At 72.8% G+C, this 16228-nt stretch carries 12 protein-coding genes and 1 pseudogene; 9 read left to right on the forward strand and 4 right to left on the reverse strand.

Annotation, left to right across the window (positions count from 1 at the left end; genetic code table 11):
- Window positions 1-145 precede the first annotated feature (145 nt).
- On the forward strand, window positions 146-976 hold the full coding sequence (locus AC068Z_RS36090) for an alpha/beta fold hydrolase (protein WP_478565720.1): 831 nt from the start codon (window positions 146-148) through the stop codon (window positions 974-976).
- Window positions 977-1063: 87 nt separating this feature from the next.
- Here the strand turns inward: AC068Z_RS36090 and AC068Z_RS36095 are convergent.
- Window positions 1064-1852, reverse strand: a pseudogene (locus AC068Z_RS36095) (DMT family transporter); the annotation flags it as partial.
- 48 nt (window positions 1853-1900) lie between these two features.
- On the opposite strand from AC068Z_RS36095, the gene pdxR reads away from it, so the two are divergent.
- The 5 genes from pdxR (at window position 1901) to AC068Z_RS36120 (ending at window position 10889) form a co-directional block, all read left to right on the forward strand.
- Window positions 1901-3334 carry a MocR-like pyridoxine biosynthesis transcription factor PdxR gene (pdxR, locus tag AC068Z_RS36100; protein WP_478565723.1) on the forward strand — a complete coding sequence of 478 codons (1434 nt, stop codon included), beginning with the start codon at window positions 1901-1903 and terminating at the stop codon, window positions 3332-3334.
- A 118-nt stretch (window positions 3335-3452) separates the two neighbouring features.
- Window positions 3453-5027 (forward strand): alkaline phosphatase D family protein, encoded by a 1575-nt coding sequence (locus tag AC068Z_RS36105; RefSeq protein WP_478565726.1) that lies wholly within the window; start codon window positions 3453-3455, stop codon window positions 5025-5027.
- Between the two features lie 207 nt (window positions 5028-5234).
- Window positions 5235-6665 carry an SWIM zinc finger family protein gene (locus AC068Z_RS36110; RefSeq protein ID WP_478565729.1) on the forward strand — a complete coding sequence of 477 codons (1431 nt, stop codon included), beginning with the start codon at window positions 5235-5237 and terminating at the stop codon, window positions 6663-6665.
- On the forward strand, window positions 6662-9283 hold the full coding sequence (locus tag AC068Z_RS36115; RefSeq protein ID WP_478565732.1) for a DUF7824 domain-containing protein: 2622 nt from the start codon (window positions 6662-6664) through the stop codon (window positions 9281-9283). The genes AC068Z_RS36110 and AC068Z_RS36115 overlap by 4 nt, the downstream gene beginning before the upstream one ends.
- Window positions 9284-9482: 199 nt before the next feature.
- On the forward strand, window positions 9483-10889 hold the full coding sequence (locus AC068Z_RS36120; protein WP_478565735.1) for a GNAT family N-acetyltransferase: 1407 nt from the start codon (window positions 9483-9485) through the stop codon (window positions 10887-10889).
- On the opposite strand, the gene AC068Z_RS36125 is transcribed toward AC068Z_RS36120, so the two are convergent.
- On the reverse strand, window positions 10886-12091 hold the full coding sequence (locus tag AC068Z_RS36125) for a trans-sulfuration enzyme family protein (protein WP_478565738.1): 1206 nt from the start codon (window positions 12089-12091) through the stop codon (window positions 10886-10888). The two genes, AC068Z_RS36120 and AC068Z_RS36125, sit on opposite strands and share 4 nt — an antisense overlap.
- A 60-nt stretch (window positions 12092-12151) precedes the next feature.
- Between AC068Z_RS36125 and AC068Z_RS36130 the strand changes: the two genes are divergently transcribed.
- Both AC068Z_RS36130 and AC068Z_RS36135 read left to right on the forward strand, forming a co-directional pair.
- Window positions 12152-12643, forward strand: a complete 492-nt coding sequence (locus AC068Z_RS36130) for an Lrp/AsnC family transcriptional regulator (RefSeq protein WP_478565741.1) — start codon at window positions 12152-12154, stop codon at window positions 12641-12643.
- 33 nt (window positions 12644-12676) lie between these two features.
- Window positions 12677-14365, forward strand: a complete 1689-nt coding sequence (locus AC068Z_RS36135; RefSeq protein ID WP_478565744.1) for a DUF885 domain-containing protein — start codon at window positions 12677-12679, stop codon at window positions 14363-14365.
- Window positions 14366-14592: 227 nt separating this feature from the next.
- On the opposite strand, the gene AC068Z_RS36140 is transcribed toward AC068Z_RS36135, so the two are convergent.
- Both AC068Z_RS36140 and AC068Z_RS36145 read right to left on the reverse strand, forming a co-directional pair.
- On the reverse strand, window positions 14593-15096 hold the full coding sequence (locus AC068Z_RS36140) for an immunity 21 family protein (RefSeq protein WP_478565747.1): 504 nt from the start codon (window positions 15094-15096) through the stop codon (window positions 14593-14595).
- Window positions 15097-15175: 79 nt separating this feature from the next.
- Window positions 15176-15658 (reverse strand): rhodanese-like domain-containing protein, encoded by a 483-nt coding sequence (locus AC068Z_RS36145; protein ID WP_478565749.1) that lies wholly within the window; start codon window positions 15656-15658, stop codon window positions 15176-15178.
- Window positions 15659-15781: 123 nt separating this feature from the next.
- Here AC068Z_RS36145 and AC068Z_RS36150 point away from each other — a divergent pair, with 123 nt between their 5' ends.
- Complete coding sequence (locus AC068Z_RS36150) at window positions 15782-16228, forward strand: Lrp/AsnC family transcriptional regulator (protein WP_478565751.1); 447 nt, start codon at window positions 15782-15784, stop codon at window positions 16226-16228.

The raw sequence follows: 16228 nt of genomic DNA on the forward strand, positions 1-16228 counted from the left end.
GGCGAGACGTCGCAGACGCAAAGAACAGCGCTCGAATCGCGCCGAGTTGCGGCCGCCGTTCGTGTGGACACCCGGGTCTACCCGCCGGTAGCAATTGCTGACAAGCTGTCTACGACGTCCGTCCAGTCCCACACGAGGAGCACCCATGCCGGCCACCGTCTCCTTCGAGGTCCCCTCCCCAGGGGGCCCGCGGTCCGTGACCCTGTCCTACGCGCGCGTGGGCCGCGGTGAACCGCTGCTCCTGCTGCACGGCATAGGTCACCACCGGCAGGCCTGGGACCCGGTGCTGGACATCCTCGCGACGGAGCGTGACGTCATCGCCGTCGACCTGCCCGGCTTCGGCGCGTCCCCGGCGCTGCCCGACGGACTCCCGCACGACCTGCCCACGATGACGGCCGTCCTCGGCGGTTTGTGCGAGGCGCTGGAGCTCGACCGGCCGCATGTCGCCGGCAACTCGCTGGGCGGGCTGCTCGCCCTGGAACTGGGCCGCGACAAGCTCGTACGGTCCGTCACCGCCCTGTCCCCCGCCGGATTCTGGTCGCAGGCCGAGCGCCGCTACGCCTTCACCCTGCTGCTCTCGATGCGGCGGATCGCCCGCGGCATGCCCCTGCCGCTGGTCCAGAAGCTGTCCCGCTCGGCGGCCGGCCGCACCGCCCTGACCAGCACCATCTACGCCCGCCCCGGCCGTCGTTCACCCGAGGCCGTGGTCGCCGAGACGCTGGCCCTCGCCAACGCGACCGCGTTCGCCGAGACCCTCCGCGCGGGGGACACGGTCCAGTTCACCGACGACATCCCCGGTGTCCCGGTCACCGTGGCCTGGGGCACCAAGGACCGCGTCCTGATCCGCCGCCAGGGGGTGCGCGCCAAGCGGATCATCCCCAAGGCCCGGCTGATCCGGCTGCCCGGCTGCGGTCACGTCCCGATGAACGACGACCCGGCGCTCGTCGCGCGCGTCGTCCTCGACGGCAGCCGCTGACCGACGCCGGGCCAACGCGCCGGAGCCCAGGGCGACTCCGGCGCCGACCAGGGCGCTGCCCACGGCCTGTGCCGGGCCGTAGGAGCCGGTGCCGACCAGCGGCGCGGTGCAGGCCGCAGCGACCGGGATGAGACCGGAGAACAGCGTGGCGCGCTCGGCGCCGATCCGCTGCATGCCCAGGTACCAGCACACGAAGCCGATCACGGTGACGATCACCGCCTGCCACAGCAGTGCGAGGGTCTCGGTCGTGTCCGGAGTGCGCAGCCACCCGGCACCGTCGGCGAGCAGTGCCACGAGCGCCGACTCGACGGCGGCCACGCCGCACACCGTGGCGGACAGCAGCGTCGGGCCCAAGGGGCGCAGCACGGGCACGGCGAGGACGGCGAACCCGACCTCGCCCACGAGGGCGCACACCGAGAACGCGATTCCCGCGCCGTCCGTACGGCCCCACCCCTGGACGGTGAGGGCACCGAGGGCGACGAGCGAGGCCCCGTGGAGCACCACCCGTTGCGGGCGGCGGCCCTCGAGCAGCGGGACGACGACGGCCACGACCACGGGCGCGCAGCCCACGAGAACGCCCGGCACGGCCGGTTCCGCGCTGCGTTCCGCGGCGATGACGGCCAGGTTGAAGCCGACCATCCCGACGGCCGCGAGCAGGGCCAGGCGTACCCACTGGGGTGCGGTGAGCGCCCGGAGCCGGGCCGTGGCGCCGCGGCCCGCGAGGGGGACGAGCAGCAGGCAGGCCAGGCCGTAGCGGAGGAACTGGCCGCCCGCGTACGGATAGTCGCCGAGCACGCTGTTGGCGGTGAAGGACCCTCCGACGAGGACACAGGCGAGCGCGGCGAGCAAGGCTCCGCGCGTGGTGTTGGCGTTCATGGAAAACGACGCTATGAAGCCGAGCGGTCCGCATTAAGGTCCACTTTCATGACGGCGTCACGGACCAATCCACCGGGCTCGCAGGGCGGATCAGCCGCCTGGGAGGTGTTGCTGCCCGCCGCCTCCGCGCCGGCACGCGCGCGTGGGCGGGCCTTGCAGGCGGCCCTGCGGGAGGCGGTGCGCTCCGGGCGGCTCGCTCCGGGGACGCGGCTGCCGTCGAGCCGGGACCTCGCCGCCGACCTCGGCGTGTCGCGCGGACTGATCACCGAGGCGTACGAGCAGCTCACCGCGGAGGGCTACCTGCGCAGCGGCCGGGGCGCCGGGACCTGGGTGGGCGGAGCCGTACGGTCCGCCAGTCCCCGCGCGCGTGATCTGGCGCCGCGCTCCCCGGGCGCCCGGGCCGACTTCGTGCCCGGCACCCCGGACCTGTCGCTGTTCCCGCGTGCGGCCTGGGCCGCGGCGCAGCGCGGAGTGCTGGCCGAGCTGCCGCACCAGGAGCTGGGGTATCCCGATCCGCGCGGGCTGCCCCGGCTGCGTACGGCACTGGCCGCCCTGCTGGCCCGCCGCCGCGGTGTGGTCGCGGACCCCGAGCGGCTCGTGGTCGTCTCCGGAGTGGCGCAGGCGACCACACTGCTCGGTTTCGCGCTCCACGCGCGCGGGATGCGCACCGTCGGCGTCGAGGACCCCGGCAGCCCGCAGCACAACGCGCTCTACGCCGCCGCGGGCGTCACCACCGTGCCACTGCCGCTGGACGACGAGGGGCTCGCCCTCGGCCCCCTGCGGGCCTCGGGCGTACGGGCCGTGGTGGCGACCCCCGCCCACCAGTACCCCACCGGCATCGCCTACTCGGCGCGGCGCCGCGCCGAACTCCTGGACTGGACACGGACCGTGGACGGCTACGTGTTGGAGGACGACTACGACGGCGACTTCCGCTACGACCGCGCTCCCGTGGGCGCGCTCCAGGGCCTCGACCCGGAGCGCGTCGCCTACGCGGGCTCGGTCAGCAAGTCGCTCGCGCCGGGGCTGCGGCTCGGCTGGCTGCTCGTCCCGGAGTCCCTGGCCGACGAGGTCGTCGAGCGCAAGCGGACGATGGATCTCGGCCATCCCACCCTCGACCAGGCGCTGTTCGCCCGGTTCGTCGAGCGCGGCGACTACGACCGGCAGCTGCGCCGCTGCCAGCGCGCCTACCGGGAGCGGCGGGACGCGCTCGTCGCCGCGCTGGAGGAGTACTTCCCCGGCTCCCGGGTGTCGGGCATCGCCGCCGGGCTGCACGTCATCGCCGTACTGCCGAAACGGTTCGGGCCCGAGGAGGACTTCCTCGCGCGCGTGGCGGCGGCAGAGGTGGCGGTGCGCCCGCTGACGGACTGCGCGCACGCGCGTGGCGATGACGAGGACGTACGGCTGGTGCTGGGGTACGCGCATCTGTCACCGGCGCGGATCCGGGACGGCGTGCGGATCATGGCGGAATCCATGGAGGCGTGAGCGACGCCCGGATTCCCTTGCCCCGGCCGGTTGTTCACTTGTGGTTTCCGTGTGCGCTGCGGCGCCCCAGTAGTTGTGGCACTGCACACTGGCCGGATCCCGTCCTGGAGGCCCACCCATGTCACACCGTCCGTTCCCCGGCCGCCGCAGCGTGCTGCGCGGCTCCCTCGCCGCCTCCGCGGCCCTGACCCTGCCCACCGCGCTCGGCGCGGCGCCCGCGTTCGCCCTGTCCGGGCGGCCCAAGGCGGGCTGGGGCGTGCAGACCGGAGACGTGACGACCGACTCGGGCCTGGTGTGGGTCCGCTCCGACCGGCCCGCGCGGATGATCGTCGAGACGTCCGCCACCGAGTCGTTCCGCAACCCGCGCAGATGGCACGGCCCGCTGCTCGGCGCGGACAGCGACTTCACCGGTACCACCCGACTGCGCGGCCTGCCGTCGGGCGAGCAGATCCACTACCGCGTGCTGCTCGCCGACCCCGACGACCCGCGCCGCACCGGCGAGCCGGTGACCGGCACCTTCCGCACCGCGTCGGCCAAGCGGCGGCGTGGCGTCCGCTTCCTCTGGTCCGGCGACCTCGCCGGGCAGGGCTGGGGCATCAACCCCGACCTCGGCGGCTATCGCATCTACGACACGATGGCCGGCCTCGACCCGGACTTCTTCATCTGCAGCGGTGACAACATCTACGCCGACGGCCCGATCGCCGGGACGGTGACCCTGCCCGACGGGCGGACCTGGCGCAACGTCACCACCGAGGAGAAGTCGAAGGTCGCCGAGACGCTCGCGGAGTTCCGCGGCAACTTCCGCTACAACCTGCTCGACGAGAACCTGCGTGCCTTCAACGCCCAGGTGCCCTCCATCATCCAGTGGGACGACCACGAGGTCACCAACAACTGGTACCCGGGCGAGATCCTCGGCGATGCCCGCTACACCGAGAAGAGCGTGGACGTGCTCGCCGCCCGTGCCCGGCAGGCGTTCTCGGAGTACTACCCGATCTCCACCCTGCGCCGCCCAGACGGCCGGGTGTACCGGGTCCAGCGCCACGGCCCGCTGCTGGACGTGTTCGTGCTCGACATGCGCACCTACCGCAACGCCAACTCGCCCGACAACCAGTCCACGGACCCGGTGGGCATCCTCGGCCGCGAGCAGCTGGAGTGGCTCAAGCGCGAGCTGTCCCGCTCCCGGGCGGTGTGGAAGGTGATCGCCTCCGACATGCCGATCGGCCTGGTCGTCCCGGACACCGGCGACGGCAGGCCGAACATCGAGGCCGTCGCGCAGGGCGACCCGGGCGCCCCGCTCGGCCGTGAGCTCCAGATCGCCGAGCTGCTGCGGTTCGTCAAGCACCGGCGGATCACCGGCACGGTGTGGCTGACCGCCGATGTGCACTACACCTCGGCACAGCACTACCAGCCCTCACGGGCCGCGTTCACCGACTTCGAGCCGTTCTGGGAGTTCGTCTCGGGCCCGCTCAACGCGGGCGGCTTCCCGGCCAACGCGCTCGACAACACCTTCGGCCCGGAGCGGGTGTTCCTCAAGGCCCCGACCGTCGCCAACGTCTCGCCCGCCGAAGGCTACCAGTTCTTCGGCGAGGTCGACATCGACGGGGACAGCGGGGAGCTGACGGTACGGCTGCGCGAGCAGGACGGCACCGTGCTGTTCACGCAGGTCCTCCAGCCGGGGCGGGTCGGCCAGTAGGTGGCGTAGCCTTCATCGGCCGATAGGCGCCGTAGCCTTCATCCGCCGATAGGCGCCGTAGCCTTCATCGGCCGATACGTGCCGTAACCTTCACCAGTGCCGCGCACCGGCGTCATCCCCCGGCGCGCGGCACCCTCAACTCAGCCCGATCGAGGGCGTTTTCGCAGGTCAGGACCGATTGTCAGTGGTCGCCTCTACGGTTTTTCCATGACGCGATCACTGCAGGCAGTGGCCTATCGGCGACCCTCCGTGCTGGAATCCGGTGCGGACGGCCGGCGGCTGGGGCTGGAGACCTCACGGGGTGCGACGCCCACGGGCACCGCCGACCATCCCCGTTTCTTCGCCGGGTTCCTGACGAGCCCTCAGGCGGCGTCCACCGGGCTGCTGGCGGTGGCCGACGTGGCGGCCGCGCGCTACTTCCAGCGGCAGCTGCGCGCCTCACTGGACCCGGTGGTGACGGGCAACGGCGACCGGCTGCGCTTCGAGTCGTTCTCCGGCTGCGGCGGGGTCTACGCCCGCCTGGACGTCCTGACGGCGGGCCTCGACGGCGCCGAGGTGGGCCACGGCACGACGAACGTGGACGTCAACAACCCGCTGCGCGAGGCTCTGTCGAGGATCGGCACGGACGATCCGCTGCACCTGCGGGTGGGTCCCGACGAGCTGGCGGTGACCACGCTGGACGGCCCGGTCGTGGAGAAGAAGGTGCCGCTCCCGGACCGCTGGCTGCGTGGTTTCGCGGAGTCCCAGGTGATCGCGGCGGGTTTCGACCTGCGCGCCGAACTGCCGGCGGCCGAGGCGGTGCGCTTCCTGCGGGCCCTGCCGAAGGCGGGAGCGCGAGGCGCCGTGGGAGGTCCGCGGTGGCTGGTCCCGGCCGGACGCGGACTGCGCCCGACCACCCGGGCGGTGCCCGGAGCGGTCTGCCTGCCCGGCCCCGAGCGGCTCATCGCCCTCCAGCGGGCCCTGCGGCACGCCACGACCCTGCGCGTGTACGGGCCCGCGGTCGGCACCGGCTCGGCGGCGACGGCAAGTGCCTGGGAGATGGTGCTGCCCGGCATGCGGCTCACCCTCACCCTGTCCCCCGACGCCTCACGCGGCTTCTCCGGCGAGGGCGGCGTCCTGGACGCGCTCGCCGGAGACGAGGCCGCCGAGGACGCGGAGCTGATCTCGGTCCTCCTGTCCTGGGAGCCGCGGATCGACATCACCGACCTCGCCGCCGCATCAGGCCTGACCGCCGAGCGCGTCCGGGCGGCCCTGGTGCGCCTGGGCACCTCCGGCCGGGTCGGGTACGACACGGCGGAGGCGGCCTACTTCCACCGGGAGCTGCCCTACGACTCCGCGCGCGTGGAGCGGCACAATCCAAGACTCCGCTCCGCGCGGGCGCTGGTGGCGGCGGGCGCGGTCGCCCTGGACGGCACCCTCGCCACGGTGACCGCGGAGGACGGCCATGCGCACCGGGTCCGGGACGAGGCAGGCGTGCTCAGCTGCACATGCCTGTGGTGGGCGAAGTACCGGGGCGGACGGGGGCCCTGCAAGCACGCGCTGGCGGTACGGATGGTGCGTCGGGGCACGCAGACAGTGACTGAGCAAGGGGCGGACACGGCCATGACCACGGCCGGGATCGACGGGGGTGTGCGATGAGTGCGCTGATGAACGCGGTGCGGGCGGGGCGGATCGACGAGGTCGTGGGCCTGCTCGACGGGATGACGGACACCGAACGGCGAGCGTTCGTCCCCGAGTTGAAGGAGCTGCGCAAGGCGCATCGCCCGGACCGGTGGACCGAGAACGGGCATCGGATGCTGCCCTCGCTGCATCTGGCGGGAGCGGCCTGTCAGACCGGCGCAGCGGCCGTGGCGAACTGGCTGGCCGCCACCGACTTCATGTGGGCGCCCGCGGCACCGGCACGGCTGATCGACATCCTCGCCGACCGTGACCTCGACTGGATCGCCGATGTGACGCACCGGCTCGCCCGGCGCCCGGAGAGCGCCCGCGTGCCCTTCGAGCTGATGTCCGGCCTGGTCCAGCTCTCCGCCTGTCCGGTGCCCGTCACCGACGCGTATGTGCGGGGCTGGCTGATGCACATCAGCGGGTCCTGGGCGCGCGCGGGCTCTGTCGTGGCCCGGCTGCGCCAGGAACCGCAGTTGACGGAGCTGGTCGCCGCGCTGTTCGAGATCGACGACATCGGCTCGGTGTTCGGGTGGGTCGCCGGTGAGGGGCGCAACAGCTGGCCCGCCTCCCTCGCGAAGCTGGCCGAGGACGGCGTCCTGGACCGGAAGACGCTGCTGGACGGGTGCCTGGCCCGTCTCCTGCGCGGCGGCCGGCCGGGCGATGTCCGGGTGTTCCTGCGTCTGTTGCAGACGCTGGCCCCGACCCCCGAGGAGCAGCGGGAGCGGGTGGCCGACTGGACGGCGCTCGCCGCAAACGCCGTCTCCACGGTCGCCGCGCACGCCCAGTCGATCCTCGCCGGGATGGCCCTCAGCGGCGAACTCCCGCCCCCACGGCTGGCCGAGATGTCGGAGGCGGTGCTGTTCCGCACCGAGAAGACACTGGTCCGAGCCCAACTCGTGCTGCTGGGCAAGGTCCTTACCCAGGACGCGTCCGGCGCCGACGAGCTGCTGCCCGCCCTGGCCCACGCCTTCGGGCACGCGGACACCGGGATGCAGGAGCGCGCCGTCAAGCTGGTGGAGCGGCACGCGGCCAAGATCAGCGAGCCGGGTGTCAAGGACGAACTGGCGGCCTCCGCGGACCGGCTGAGCCCCGTGCTCCGCGCCCGGGTCGCCGAGGCTCTGGGCGTGGCGCAGCTGACGACGGAGGCGTACGAGGAGACCCTGCCCCCGGCCCCGGCGCCCGAGCGGCTGGCGCCCGCGCCGGAGTCGGCGGCCGAACTCGCCGAAGAGGTGGGCGCCTTGCTGGCCGCCGGCGATGACGTGGTGGCCTTCGAGCGCACCCTGGACGGCCTGGTGCACCACGCGCACCGGGACCCGGACGCGCTGCGCGAAGCCCTCGAACCGGTGGCGAGCCGCTTGTGGTGGTTCGCCGCGGACACCGTCTACCCCAGCGACTTCTTCGGCCAGCGCCATCTCGAACTCGTCCTCGCCGCCCTGTTGAGAAGGACACCGCCCGAGGGCATGCGCACGGCCGTCCAGGACCCCGTCGCGGACGCGGGGTGCGTCCACAGCCCCCTCAGCCGGGCCTTCAACGCCCGGATCTGGGAGCTGGCCCACCGCATCCACGCCGATCCGCCGCCCTTCCTGCTCTCCACGCCCACCTGGAGCACCGGTCTGATCGAGGCGGACGAGCTCGTGACCCGCCTGGACGACTACCGGAAGCAGGGCGTCAGTTCGGCCCCCGCCGACTTCGCCCAGGCACTGCTGCGGGTCCGGCGCTCAGACCGTACGGCGGCCGAGGCGGCGGCCGAGCGGGCGACGGCCCTGGGCACGCCCGAGGGCATCCGGCTCGCCCAGTGGCTCACCGGCGCGGGCCCGGTCCTGCCACCCGCGCGCCGGCGCACCGCGGGCCCACGAGTCCTGCTGGAGTTCGCCGAACTCGACGAACTCCAGCGGGACTTCCCCCCGGACTTCCACCCGCTGGGCCGACCGGTGACCGTCTACAGCGACCGCTGGCGCTGCTACCACTGGGACGCGGACATGCGCCCGCACTGGTCGGCCCTGCTGCCCGAGCACCGTGAGCTGGTGGCGGTCCGGGTGCTGCGGGACCTCTCCTCGACCGCCGTGGACGACACCCGGGGAGCCGCCGAGATACTCCCCCGGCTCGCCGAGTCCGGCGGTGCCGCGGGCCCGGCGACCCATCTGTGCGTGGCGTACGGGCTCGGCGCGCGGCACGAACAGGACCGGCTCGCCGCCGTGGACGCCGTGCTGATGCTGGCGGCACGGGGACAACTGGACGCGGAGCGGCTGGGCACGGACCTCGGGGAGCTGACGGGCAGCGGGGCCGTGAAGCCGTCGCGGCTGGTGGAGTCGGTGCGGACGGCGGCGGCCACCGGGGCGAACGCCACGGTCTGGGAGATACTCCGGCACACCCTGCCCGCCCTGCTCACGGGCCTGACCGGGGAGCGTCCGCCCGCACCACCTCGCGGGCTCACGGACCTGCTGGCCGTGGCCGCCGACTGCGCCGAGCGGTCCGGGGCACGGGGCGAAGTGCCACACCTGGCGCAGACGGCGGACCGGGGCGGCTCCTCGCGACTGGTGGCCCAGGCCCGTCGGCTCCGCAGCACGCTGGTGGCGGAGGTGGCCGCCTGACGTAGTCCCGTACGCCGTATGCCGGACACCCGGCGTGGACGCGGTCGGGCGACCAGGGGAGGAGACTCCGGCGTGCGGCGCCAGCAACACAACCGTAAAAGAAACGACAAAAGGTGCAGAAGCGATCTTTACCGCCCGGTCACAATGCGTTCGTGATCACGCAACACCGTTCCTTCACAGTGGCTGCATGAGTCGAGACATGTCTGATGTGACGCGTGCGAAGCACGGGCGTCCCGTCCACCACTGGCGGCGGGACGTCATCGAACTCGCCGCGCTGTTCACGGCGGTGGCCGTGGCGGACGCGGTGGCCAACCTGGTCGGCCATGGGCCGGACGGACCGGAGCTGCTGCTGGTGTCTGCGGTCGTGCTGATCGCCACGGCCGTGTTCCACACATGGTGGTCACGCCGCCACGGTCATGCGCCGCCGACAAGCGATACCGGCGCCCGGTCGTCCGCGGAGGAGCGGCAGGCCGGGCAGTCGGAGGCGGCGGCACGGCCGACCGGGAACACACCCGGCGAAAGCACGCTGTGGCGGATGCGGACGACCGTGAAGGACGAACCGGGATCGCTGGCCGCGCTCTGCACGGCGCTGGCCGAGCGGCGGGTGGACATCCTCAGCCTCCAGACGCATCCGCTGGGCGACGGCACGGTGGACGAGTTCCTGCTGCGCGCCCCGGGGGACCTCGCCGTCGCCGAGATCACCCGGGCCGTCTCCGTGGCGGGCGGCACCGGCACCTGGATCGAGCGCGCCGACGCCCATGACCTGGTGGACGCGCCGACCAGGGTGCTTGGCCTGGCCACCCGCACCGCTCTGGACGCGGCGGAACTGCCACTGGCGCTGCGGCAGTTGCTGGGCCGGTGCACCATCCGCCAGCTGCCCGGCGCGCCGGTCGCCGGACGGGCGCCGGAGGGAGTGCCCGTGGAGGGCGTCCTGGAGGAGACCGTGATGCGGCTGCGGGCACCGGAAGGCGGAGTGATCACCGTGGAGCGGCCGTATCTGCCGTTCACCCCGACCGAGTTCGCGCGGGCCCGCGCCCTGGTGGAACTGGACGCCCGGCTCGGTCCGCGCGTGCCGCGCGGCCGGGACGTGCTGACGCTGCCGGAGGGCAGCGACATCACCGTACGGCGGGCCGACACCGGTGATGTCGAGGCCGCGAAGGCCATGCACGAGCGGTGCTCGGCGCGGACGCTGGGCATGCGGTACCACGGGCCGGTCGGCGACGCCGACCGTTACCTGAACCATCTGCTCAGTCCTCGCTTTGGGCGGACGCTCGCCGTGCAGACCGCGTCGGGGCGGATCGTCGGCCTCGGCCATCTGCTGTGGGACGGGGACGAGACCGAGGTGGCGCTGATCGTCGAGGACGCGTGGCAGCGCAGGGGTATCGGAGCCGAGCTGCTCGACCGGCTCGTCGCCATGGCCGCCGAGGCCGGGTGCGAGAGCGTGTACGCGGTGACGCAGTCCTCCAACACCGGCATGGTGGCCGCGATGCGAGGGCTGGGCCTTCCCCTTGACTACCAGATCGAGGAAGGCACGCTCGTCATCACGGCCAGGCTCGCTTCACAGGCGCAGGTGGCCCTGGGAGAGGCGATGCGCCGCAGGAGCTAGGGCTGCAGGACGGCCGCGGGTTCATCGTTGCTGGTCGCGCGGTTCCCCGCGCCCCCGGGTCGGACATCTCGCAGAGCGTTGTCCAGATCCGCCCAAAGGTCCTCCGTGTCCTCCAGGCCCACCGACATCCTCAACAGCCGGTCGCTCACCCCGGCGTTCCGTCGGTCACCCGCGTCGACGATGCGGTGACTGATGGACGCCGGGTGCTGGATGAGGGTGTCGACGCTGCCGAGGCTGACGGCCGGGGTGATCAGACGGACGGCGGCGATGACGTCGTGCGGGTCGCCGTGGACCTCGAAGGCGACCATCGCGCCGCCGATGCGCGGATAGTGGACCCGGGCCACGCGCGGGTCGGCGGCCAGCCTCCGCGCCAGCTCGGCGGCGGTCGCCGAGGCGGCGCGGACCCGGACCGGCAGCGTCGACAGGCCGCGCAGCAGGAGGTAGCCGGCCAGGGGGTGCAGGACGCCCCCTGTCGCGAACCGTATCTGCCGGAGCCGTCCGGCGAGTTCCTCGTCGCAGGCCACGACGCCCGCCATCACGTCACCGTGCCCGCCGAGATACTTGGTCGCGCTGTGCAGCACGAGGCGTGCCCCCTGTTCGGCCGGGCGCTGGAGGACGGGCGTGGCGAAGGTGTTGTCCGCGAGCAGCGGGACCGATCCGCAGGCGTGGGCCACCGCGCGCAGGTCGACCTCGGCGAGCGTCGGGTTGGCCGGGGACTCCACCATCACCAGGCCCGTGTCGGGGCGTATCGCCTCCGCGATGCCTGCCGGGTCGGTCCAGGTGACCTCGGAGCCGAGCAGTCCGGCGGTCAGCAGGTGGTCGCTGCAGCCGTAGAGGGGGCGTACGGCGACGACGTGGCGCAGGCCCATCGAGGCCCGTACGAGAAGGACCGCGCTCAGCGCGGCCATACCGCTGGCGAAGGCCACCGCCGACTCGGTGCCCTCGAGCCGGGCCAGTGCGGTCTCGAAGCGGGCGACGGTGGGGTTGCCGAGCCGTCCGTAGACGGGCGGCCCGTCCAGGGACGGCTCGGCGCCGGTCTCGGCGAACGCGTCGATCCGGGCGGCCTCGCCGCGGCTGTCGTAGGAGGGGTAGGTCGTGGACAGGTCGATCGGCGGGGCGTGCAGGCCCAGACTCGCGAGATCGTCGCGGCCTGCGTGCACGGCCTCGGTGGCCAGGGCTCTCGTTCGCACAGGGGTCTCCATGAGCGGAAGAGTGAACGCCGACCGGGTCACAGGAATCGAACACCGTGCTACGTTCGGCCAGTGGCCGAATCTGTCGTACTGGATCCGGTGGACCTTCACCTGCTGCGGCTGTTGCAGAACGACGCCCGGACGACGTACCGGGATCTCGCCGCGCAGGTCGGGGTGGCACCGTCGACCTGCCTGGACCGGGTGACCCGGCTGCGGCGGGCCGGGGTGATCCTCGGGCATCAGCTGCGGCTGGACGCCTCGAAGCTGGGGCGTGGCCTGCAGGCGTTGCTGTCGGTGCAGGTCAGGCCGCATCGGCGGGAGTTGGTGGGGCCGTTCGTCGAGCGGATCCGGGCGCTGCCGGAGTCACGGACCGTCTTCCATCTCACCGGTCCGGACGACTATCTGGTCCATGTCGCGGTGGCGGACATGGCCGATCTGCAGCGGCTGGTTCTGGACGAGTTCACGGCGCATCGGGAAGTGGCACGGGTGGAGACCCGGTTGATCTTCCAGCAGTGGGAGTGCGGACCGCTGCTGCCGCCTTCGCCCTCAGCTCAAACCGGCTGACGGGCGGCGGGCCGTCGTACGAGGATGGTCCGCATGTCAGAGACGAAGAGCCCGCTGCCCCGGGAGGTCGCCGACGCCTATGTCGACGACCTCATCGCCCTCGATCCCGTCACGGGTACCTACCTCGGCCACAAGGCGAGTTCGAGCAGACTCCCCGATCTCTCTCCCGCGGGCCAGGAAGCACTCGCGGAGCTGGCGCGGGTGACCCTCGCGCGGCTCGACGAGGCGGAACGGCAGCCCGGCGCGGACAGCGAACTCGAGCGCCGGTGCGCGCGCCTGCTCCGCGAGCGGCTGACCGCCGAACTCGCCGTGCACGAGTCCGACGAGGGCCTGCGCATGGTCGGCAATCTGGGCACCCCGGCCCAGTCCGTGCGCGAGATCTTCTCGATCACCCCCGCCGAGACCGAGGAGGACTGGAAGGCCATCGCCGAGCGGCTGCGCGCGGTGCCGGCCGCGCTCGGCGGCTACCGCGAGTCCCTCACGCTCGGCCTGGAACGCAAGCTGTACGCGGGACCGCGCCCGACCGCCACCTTCCTGGAACAGCTCGGCGAGTGGGCCGACACCGGTGCGGGCCGGAGCTATTTCGAGGACTTCGCGGCGGCGGGTCCCGAGTCGCAGCGTGCCGAGCTGGACGAGGCGGCCCGGGTGGCGACCGCCGCGGTGGTGGAGCTGCGGGACTGGATGCGGGACGTGTACGCGCCCGCCGTCGACGGCGCCCCGAACACCGTGGGCCGCGAGCGCTACGCGCGTTGGTCGCGCTACTACAACGGCACGGATCTGGACCTGGACGAGGCTTACGCGTACGGCTGGTCCGAGTTTCACCGCATCCTCGGCGAGATGAAGCAGGAGGCCGAGAAGATCCTGCCCGGCGCCGAGACGCCGTGGGTGGCGCTCGCGCACCTCGACGAGCACGGCCGGGCCATCGAGGGCGTCGAGGAAGTGCAGGCCTGGCTCCAGGGCCTGATGGACCAGGCCATCGACGCGCTCGACGGCACGCACTTCGAACTCGCCGAGCGGGTACGGAAGGTGGAGTCGCACATCGCGCCGCCCGGCAGCGCTGCGGCCCCGTACTACACCGGTCCGAGCGAGGACTTCTCCCGGCCCGGCCGCACCTGGCTGCCGACGATGGGGCTGACCCGCTTCCCGGTGTACGACCTGGTCTCCACCTGGTACCACGAGGGCGTGCCGGGCCATCACCTCCAGCTCGCGCAGTGGATGCACGTCAAGGACAGCCTCTCCCGCTACCAGGCCACCATCGGCCAGGTCAGCGCCAACTGCGAGGGCTGGGCGCTGTACGCGGAGCGGCTGATGGACGAACTGGGCTTCCTCACGGACCCGGAGGAGCGGCTCGGCTACCTCGACGCGCAGATGATGCGCGCGGCGCGGGTCATCGTCGACATCGGCATGCACCTGGAGCTGGAGATCCCGGCGGACTCGCCCTTCCACCCGGGTGAGCGCTGGACGCCGGAGCTGGCCGAGGAGTTCTTCGGGGCGCACAGCAGCCGCCCGGCGGACTTCGTCGAGAGCGAGCTGACCCGCTATCTGACGATCCCGGGCCAGGCGATCGGCTACAAGCTGGGCGAACGGGCCTGGCTGCTGGGCCGGGACAAGGCCCGTGAGCGCCAGGGCGACGCCTTCGACCTCAAGGCCTGGCACATGGCGGCCCTGTCCCAGGGCTCGCTGGGTCTGGACGACCTGGTGGAGGAGCTGGCACAGCTCTGACCCGGCTCACCGCCGCAACCCGCCCAACGGGCCGAAGACCCGACCGGTGACGCACACGGCCTCGCCTCATCCCCGACCGGGCGATGAGGCGAGGCCTGTCGCCGAAGAAGCCTGTCGCCGAAGAAGCCTGTCGCCGAAGAGGCCGATCGGCGATGAGGCCGCGCTGATGGGAGAGGGGCCTGCCCGGTCGGCCAGGGCGGACCGGACCGCCGGCGCACCGCCCGGTGCTACTCCGCCAGCCGCCGGAGCCGGATCAGTCCGAGCCAGGTCTCGGGGCCGGGCTGTACCCAGGCCGCGCGTACCCCGTACGGGCCCGCGGTCAGGGGAACCCTCAGCGGGGCGGCGCGTTCGGTCTCGCTGCCGGGCCAGGCGGAGTCGAACAGGACCACGGGTCCCGGTACCTTCCAGCGCATCTCCGCGCCCCACTCGGCGGTGGCGAGGGCCGACGGCACGCCCGCGAGCAGCTCGGCCTCGGAGTCGGCGGCGGACCAGCGGACGAAGGCGCCGTGGTCCGGCAGATAGGCGGTGGACGCGGGCTCGTCCCCCAGGACCAGGGCCGCGCTGTCGCCCACGGGCAGCAGGCCGACGGGGCCGTCGATCTCGCAGGCCCGGTCGTAGTCGGAGGCGGTCTCGTCGCCGTCGGCGCCCGCCCAGAACGGCAGCACCGTCTCCGGCACCGCTATCAGGGGCCCGCCGCCCGACTCCACCCACCGCACCGTGTCTCGCACCATGGTGCGGAAACCTACACGCACAGCCGGAGCACAAGATCGGTGTCTCCGGCAACCTTTTCCGAAGGGTCCGGCGTGAGCCTCAGCAGCCGCAGTCCTCGCTGTCCACCGGTGCCGTCAGCGGGTCGGCGGTACGGCCGGCGGGGCCCTCCCAGGTCTCGTACGCGAAGCCCTCGCGGGCCCAGTACTCGAAGCCGCCGAGCATCTCCTTGACCTGGTAGCCGAGTTCGGCGAGGGCGAGGGCCGCGCGGGTGGCGCCGTTGCAGCCGGGGCCCCAGCAGTAGGTGACGACGGGCACGGACTTGTCGAGGAGCTGCTCGGCCTGCTCGGGGATGAGCGCGGTCGGCAGGTGGATCGCGCCGGGGATGTGCCCCTGGTCCCAGGAGGCGGTGGACCGGGAGTCCACGACGACGAACCCGGGGTCGCCGTCGGCGGCGAGCGCGGCGGCCACGTCGGACACATCGGCGTGGAAGGCCAGGCTGGCGCGGAAGTAGGCGGCGGCCGCGGCCGGGGCGGCGGGGGCCACGCGCAGGACGGGGTTGACGGCGGTGGTGACGCTGCTCATGGTCTGGCCTCTCTGTGGCGGTTCCCTATGACCGGAAATCTACGTCTTGAAGATCAACTCCTTGAAGGGGTGATCCCCGGCACTCCTCTTGATCAGCCGTTGAATCCCCTGTTAGCTCGGCTCATGACCACGTATTCGCCGGACGCCACCGACTGGCGCATCCTCGATGTCCTCCAGCGCGAGGGCCGGGCCAGTTTCGCCGAGCTGGCACGGGCCGTGTCGATGTCCGCGAGCGCGGTCACCGAGCGGGTGCGCAGGCTGGAGGAGGCGGGCGTCATCCAGGGGTACTCCGCCGTCGTGGCCCCGGAGCGGCTGGGGATGCCGATCCTGGCGTTCGTCCGGCTGCGCTACCCGAACGGCAACTACAAGCCGTTCCACGACCTGGTCGCCGCGACCCCGGAGATCCTGGAGGCGCACCATGTCACGGGCGACGACTGCTTCGTGATCAAGGTCGCCGCGCGCTCGATGCGCCACCTCGAGGAGGTCTCGGGCAAGATCGGCGCGCTGGGCTCGGTGACCACCTCGGTCGTCTACTCCTCGCCGCTGCCGCGCCGCCCCCTGGGGCGGTGA

Source organism: Streptomyces sp. NPDC043726, from assembly GCF_056436565.1.

Coding starts and splice junctions, on each gene's coding strand:
- AC068Z_RS36090 (WP_478565720.1), top strand. CDS start 146: ATGCCGGCCACCGTCTCCTTCGAGGTCCCCTCCCCAGGGGGCCCGCGG.
- pdxR (WP_478565723.1), top strand. CDS start 1,901: ATGACGGCGTCACGGACCAATCCACCGGGCTCGCAGGGCGGATCAGCC.
- AC068Z_RS36105 (WP_478565726.1), top strand. CDS start 3,453: ATGTCACACCGTCCGTTCCCCGGCCGCCGCAGCGTGCTGCGCGGCTCC.
- AC068Z_RS36110 (WP_478565729.1), top strand. CDS start 5,235: ATGACGCGATCACTGCAGGCAGTGGCCTATCGGCGACCCTCCGTGCTG.
- AC068Z_RS36115 (WP_478565732.1), top strand. CDS start 6,662: ATGAGTGCGCTGATGAACGCGGTGCGGGCGGGGCGGATCGACGAGGTC.
- AC068Z_RS36120 (WP_478565735.1), top strand. CDS start 9,483: ATGTCTGATGTGACGCGTGCGAAGCACGGGCGTCCCGTCCACCACTGG.
- AC068Z_RS36125 (WP_478565738.1), bottom strand. CDS start 12,091: ATGGAGACCCCTGTGCGAACGAGAGCCCTGGCCACCGAGGCCGTGCAC.
- AC068Z_RS36135 (WP_478565744.1), top strand. CDS start 12,677: ATGTCAGAGACGAAGAGCCCGCTGCCCCGGGAGGTCGCCGACGCCTAT.
- AC068Z_RS36140 (WP_478565747.1), bottom strand. CDS start 15,096: ATGGTGCGAGACACGGTGCGGTGGGTGGAGTCGGGCGGCGGGCCCCTG.
- AC068Z_RS36145 (WP_478565749.1), bottom strand. CDS start 15,658: ATGAGCAGCGTCACCACCGCCGTCAACCCCGTCCTGCGCGTGGCCCCC.
- AC068Z_RS36150 (WP_478565751.1), top strand. CDS start 15,782: ATGACCACGTATTCGCCGGACGCCACCGACTGGCGCATCCTCGATGTC.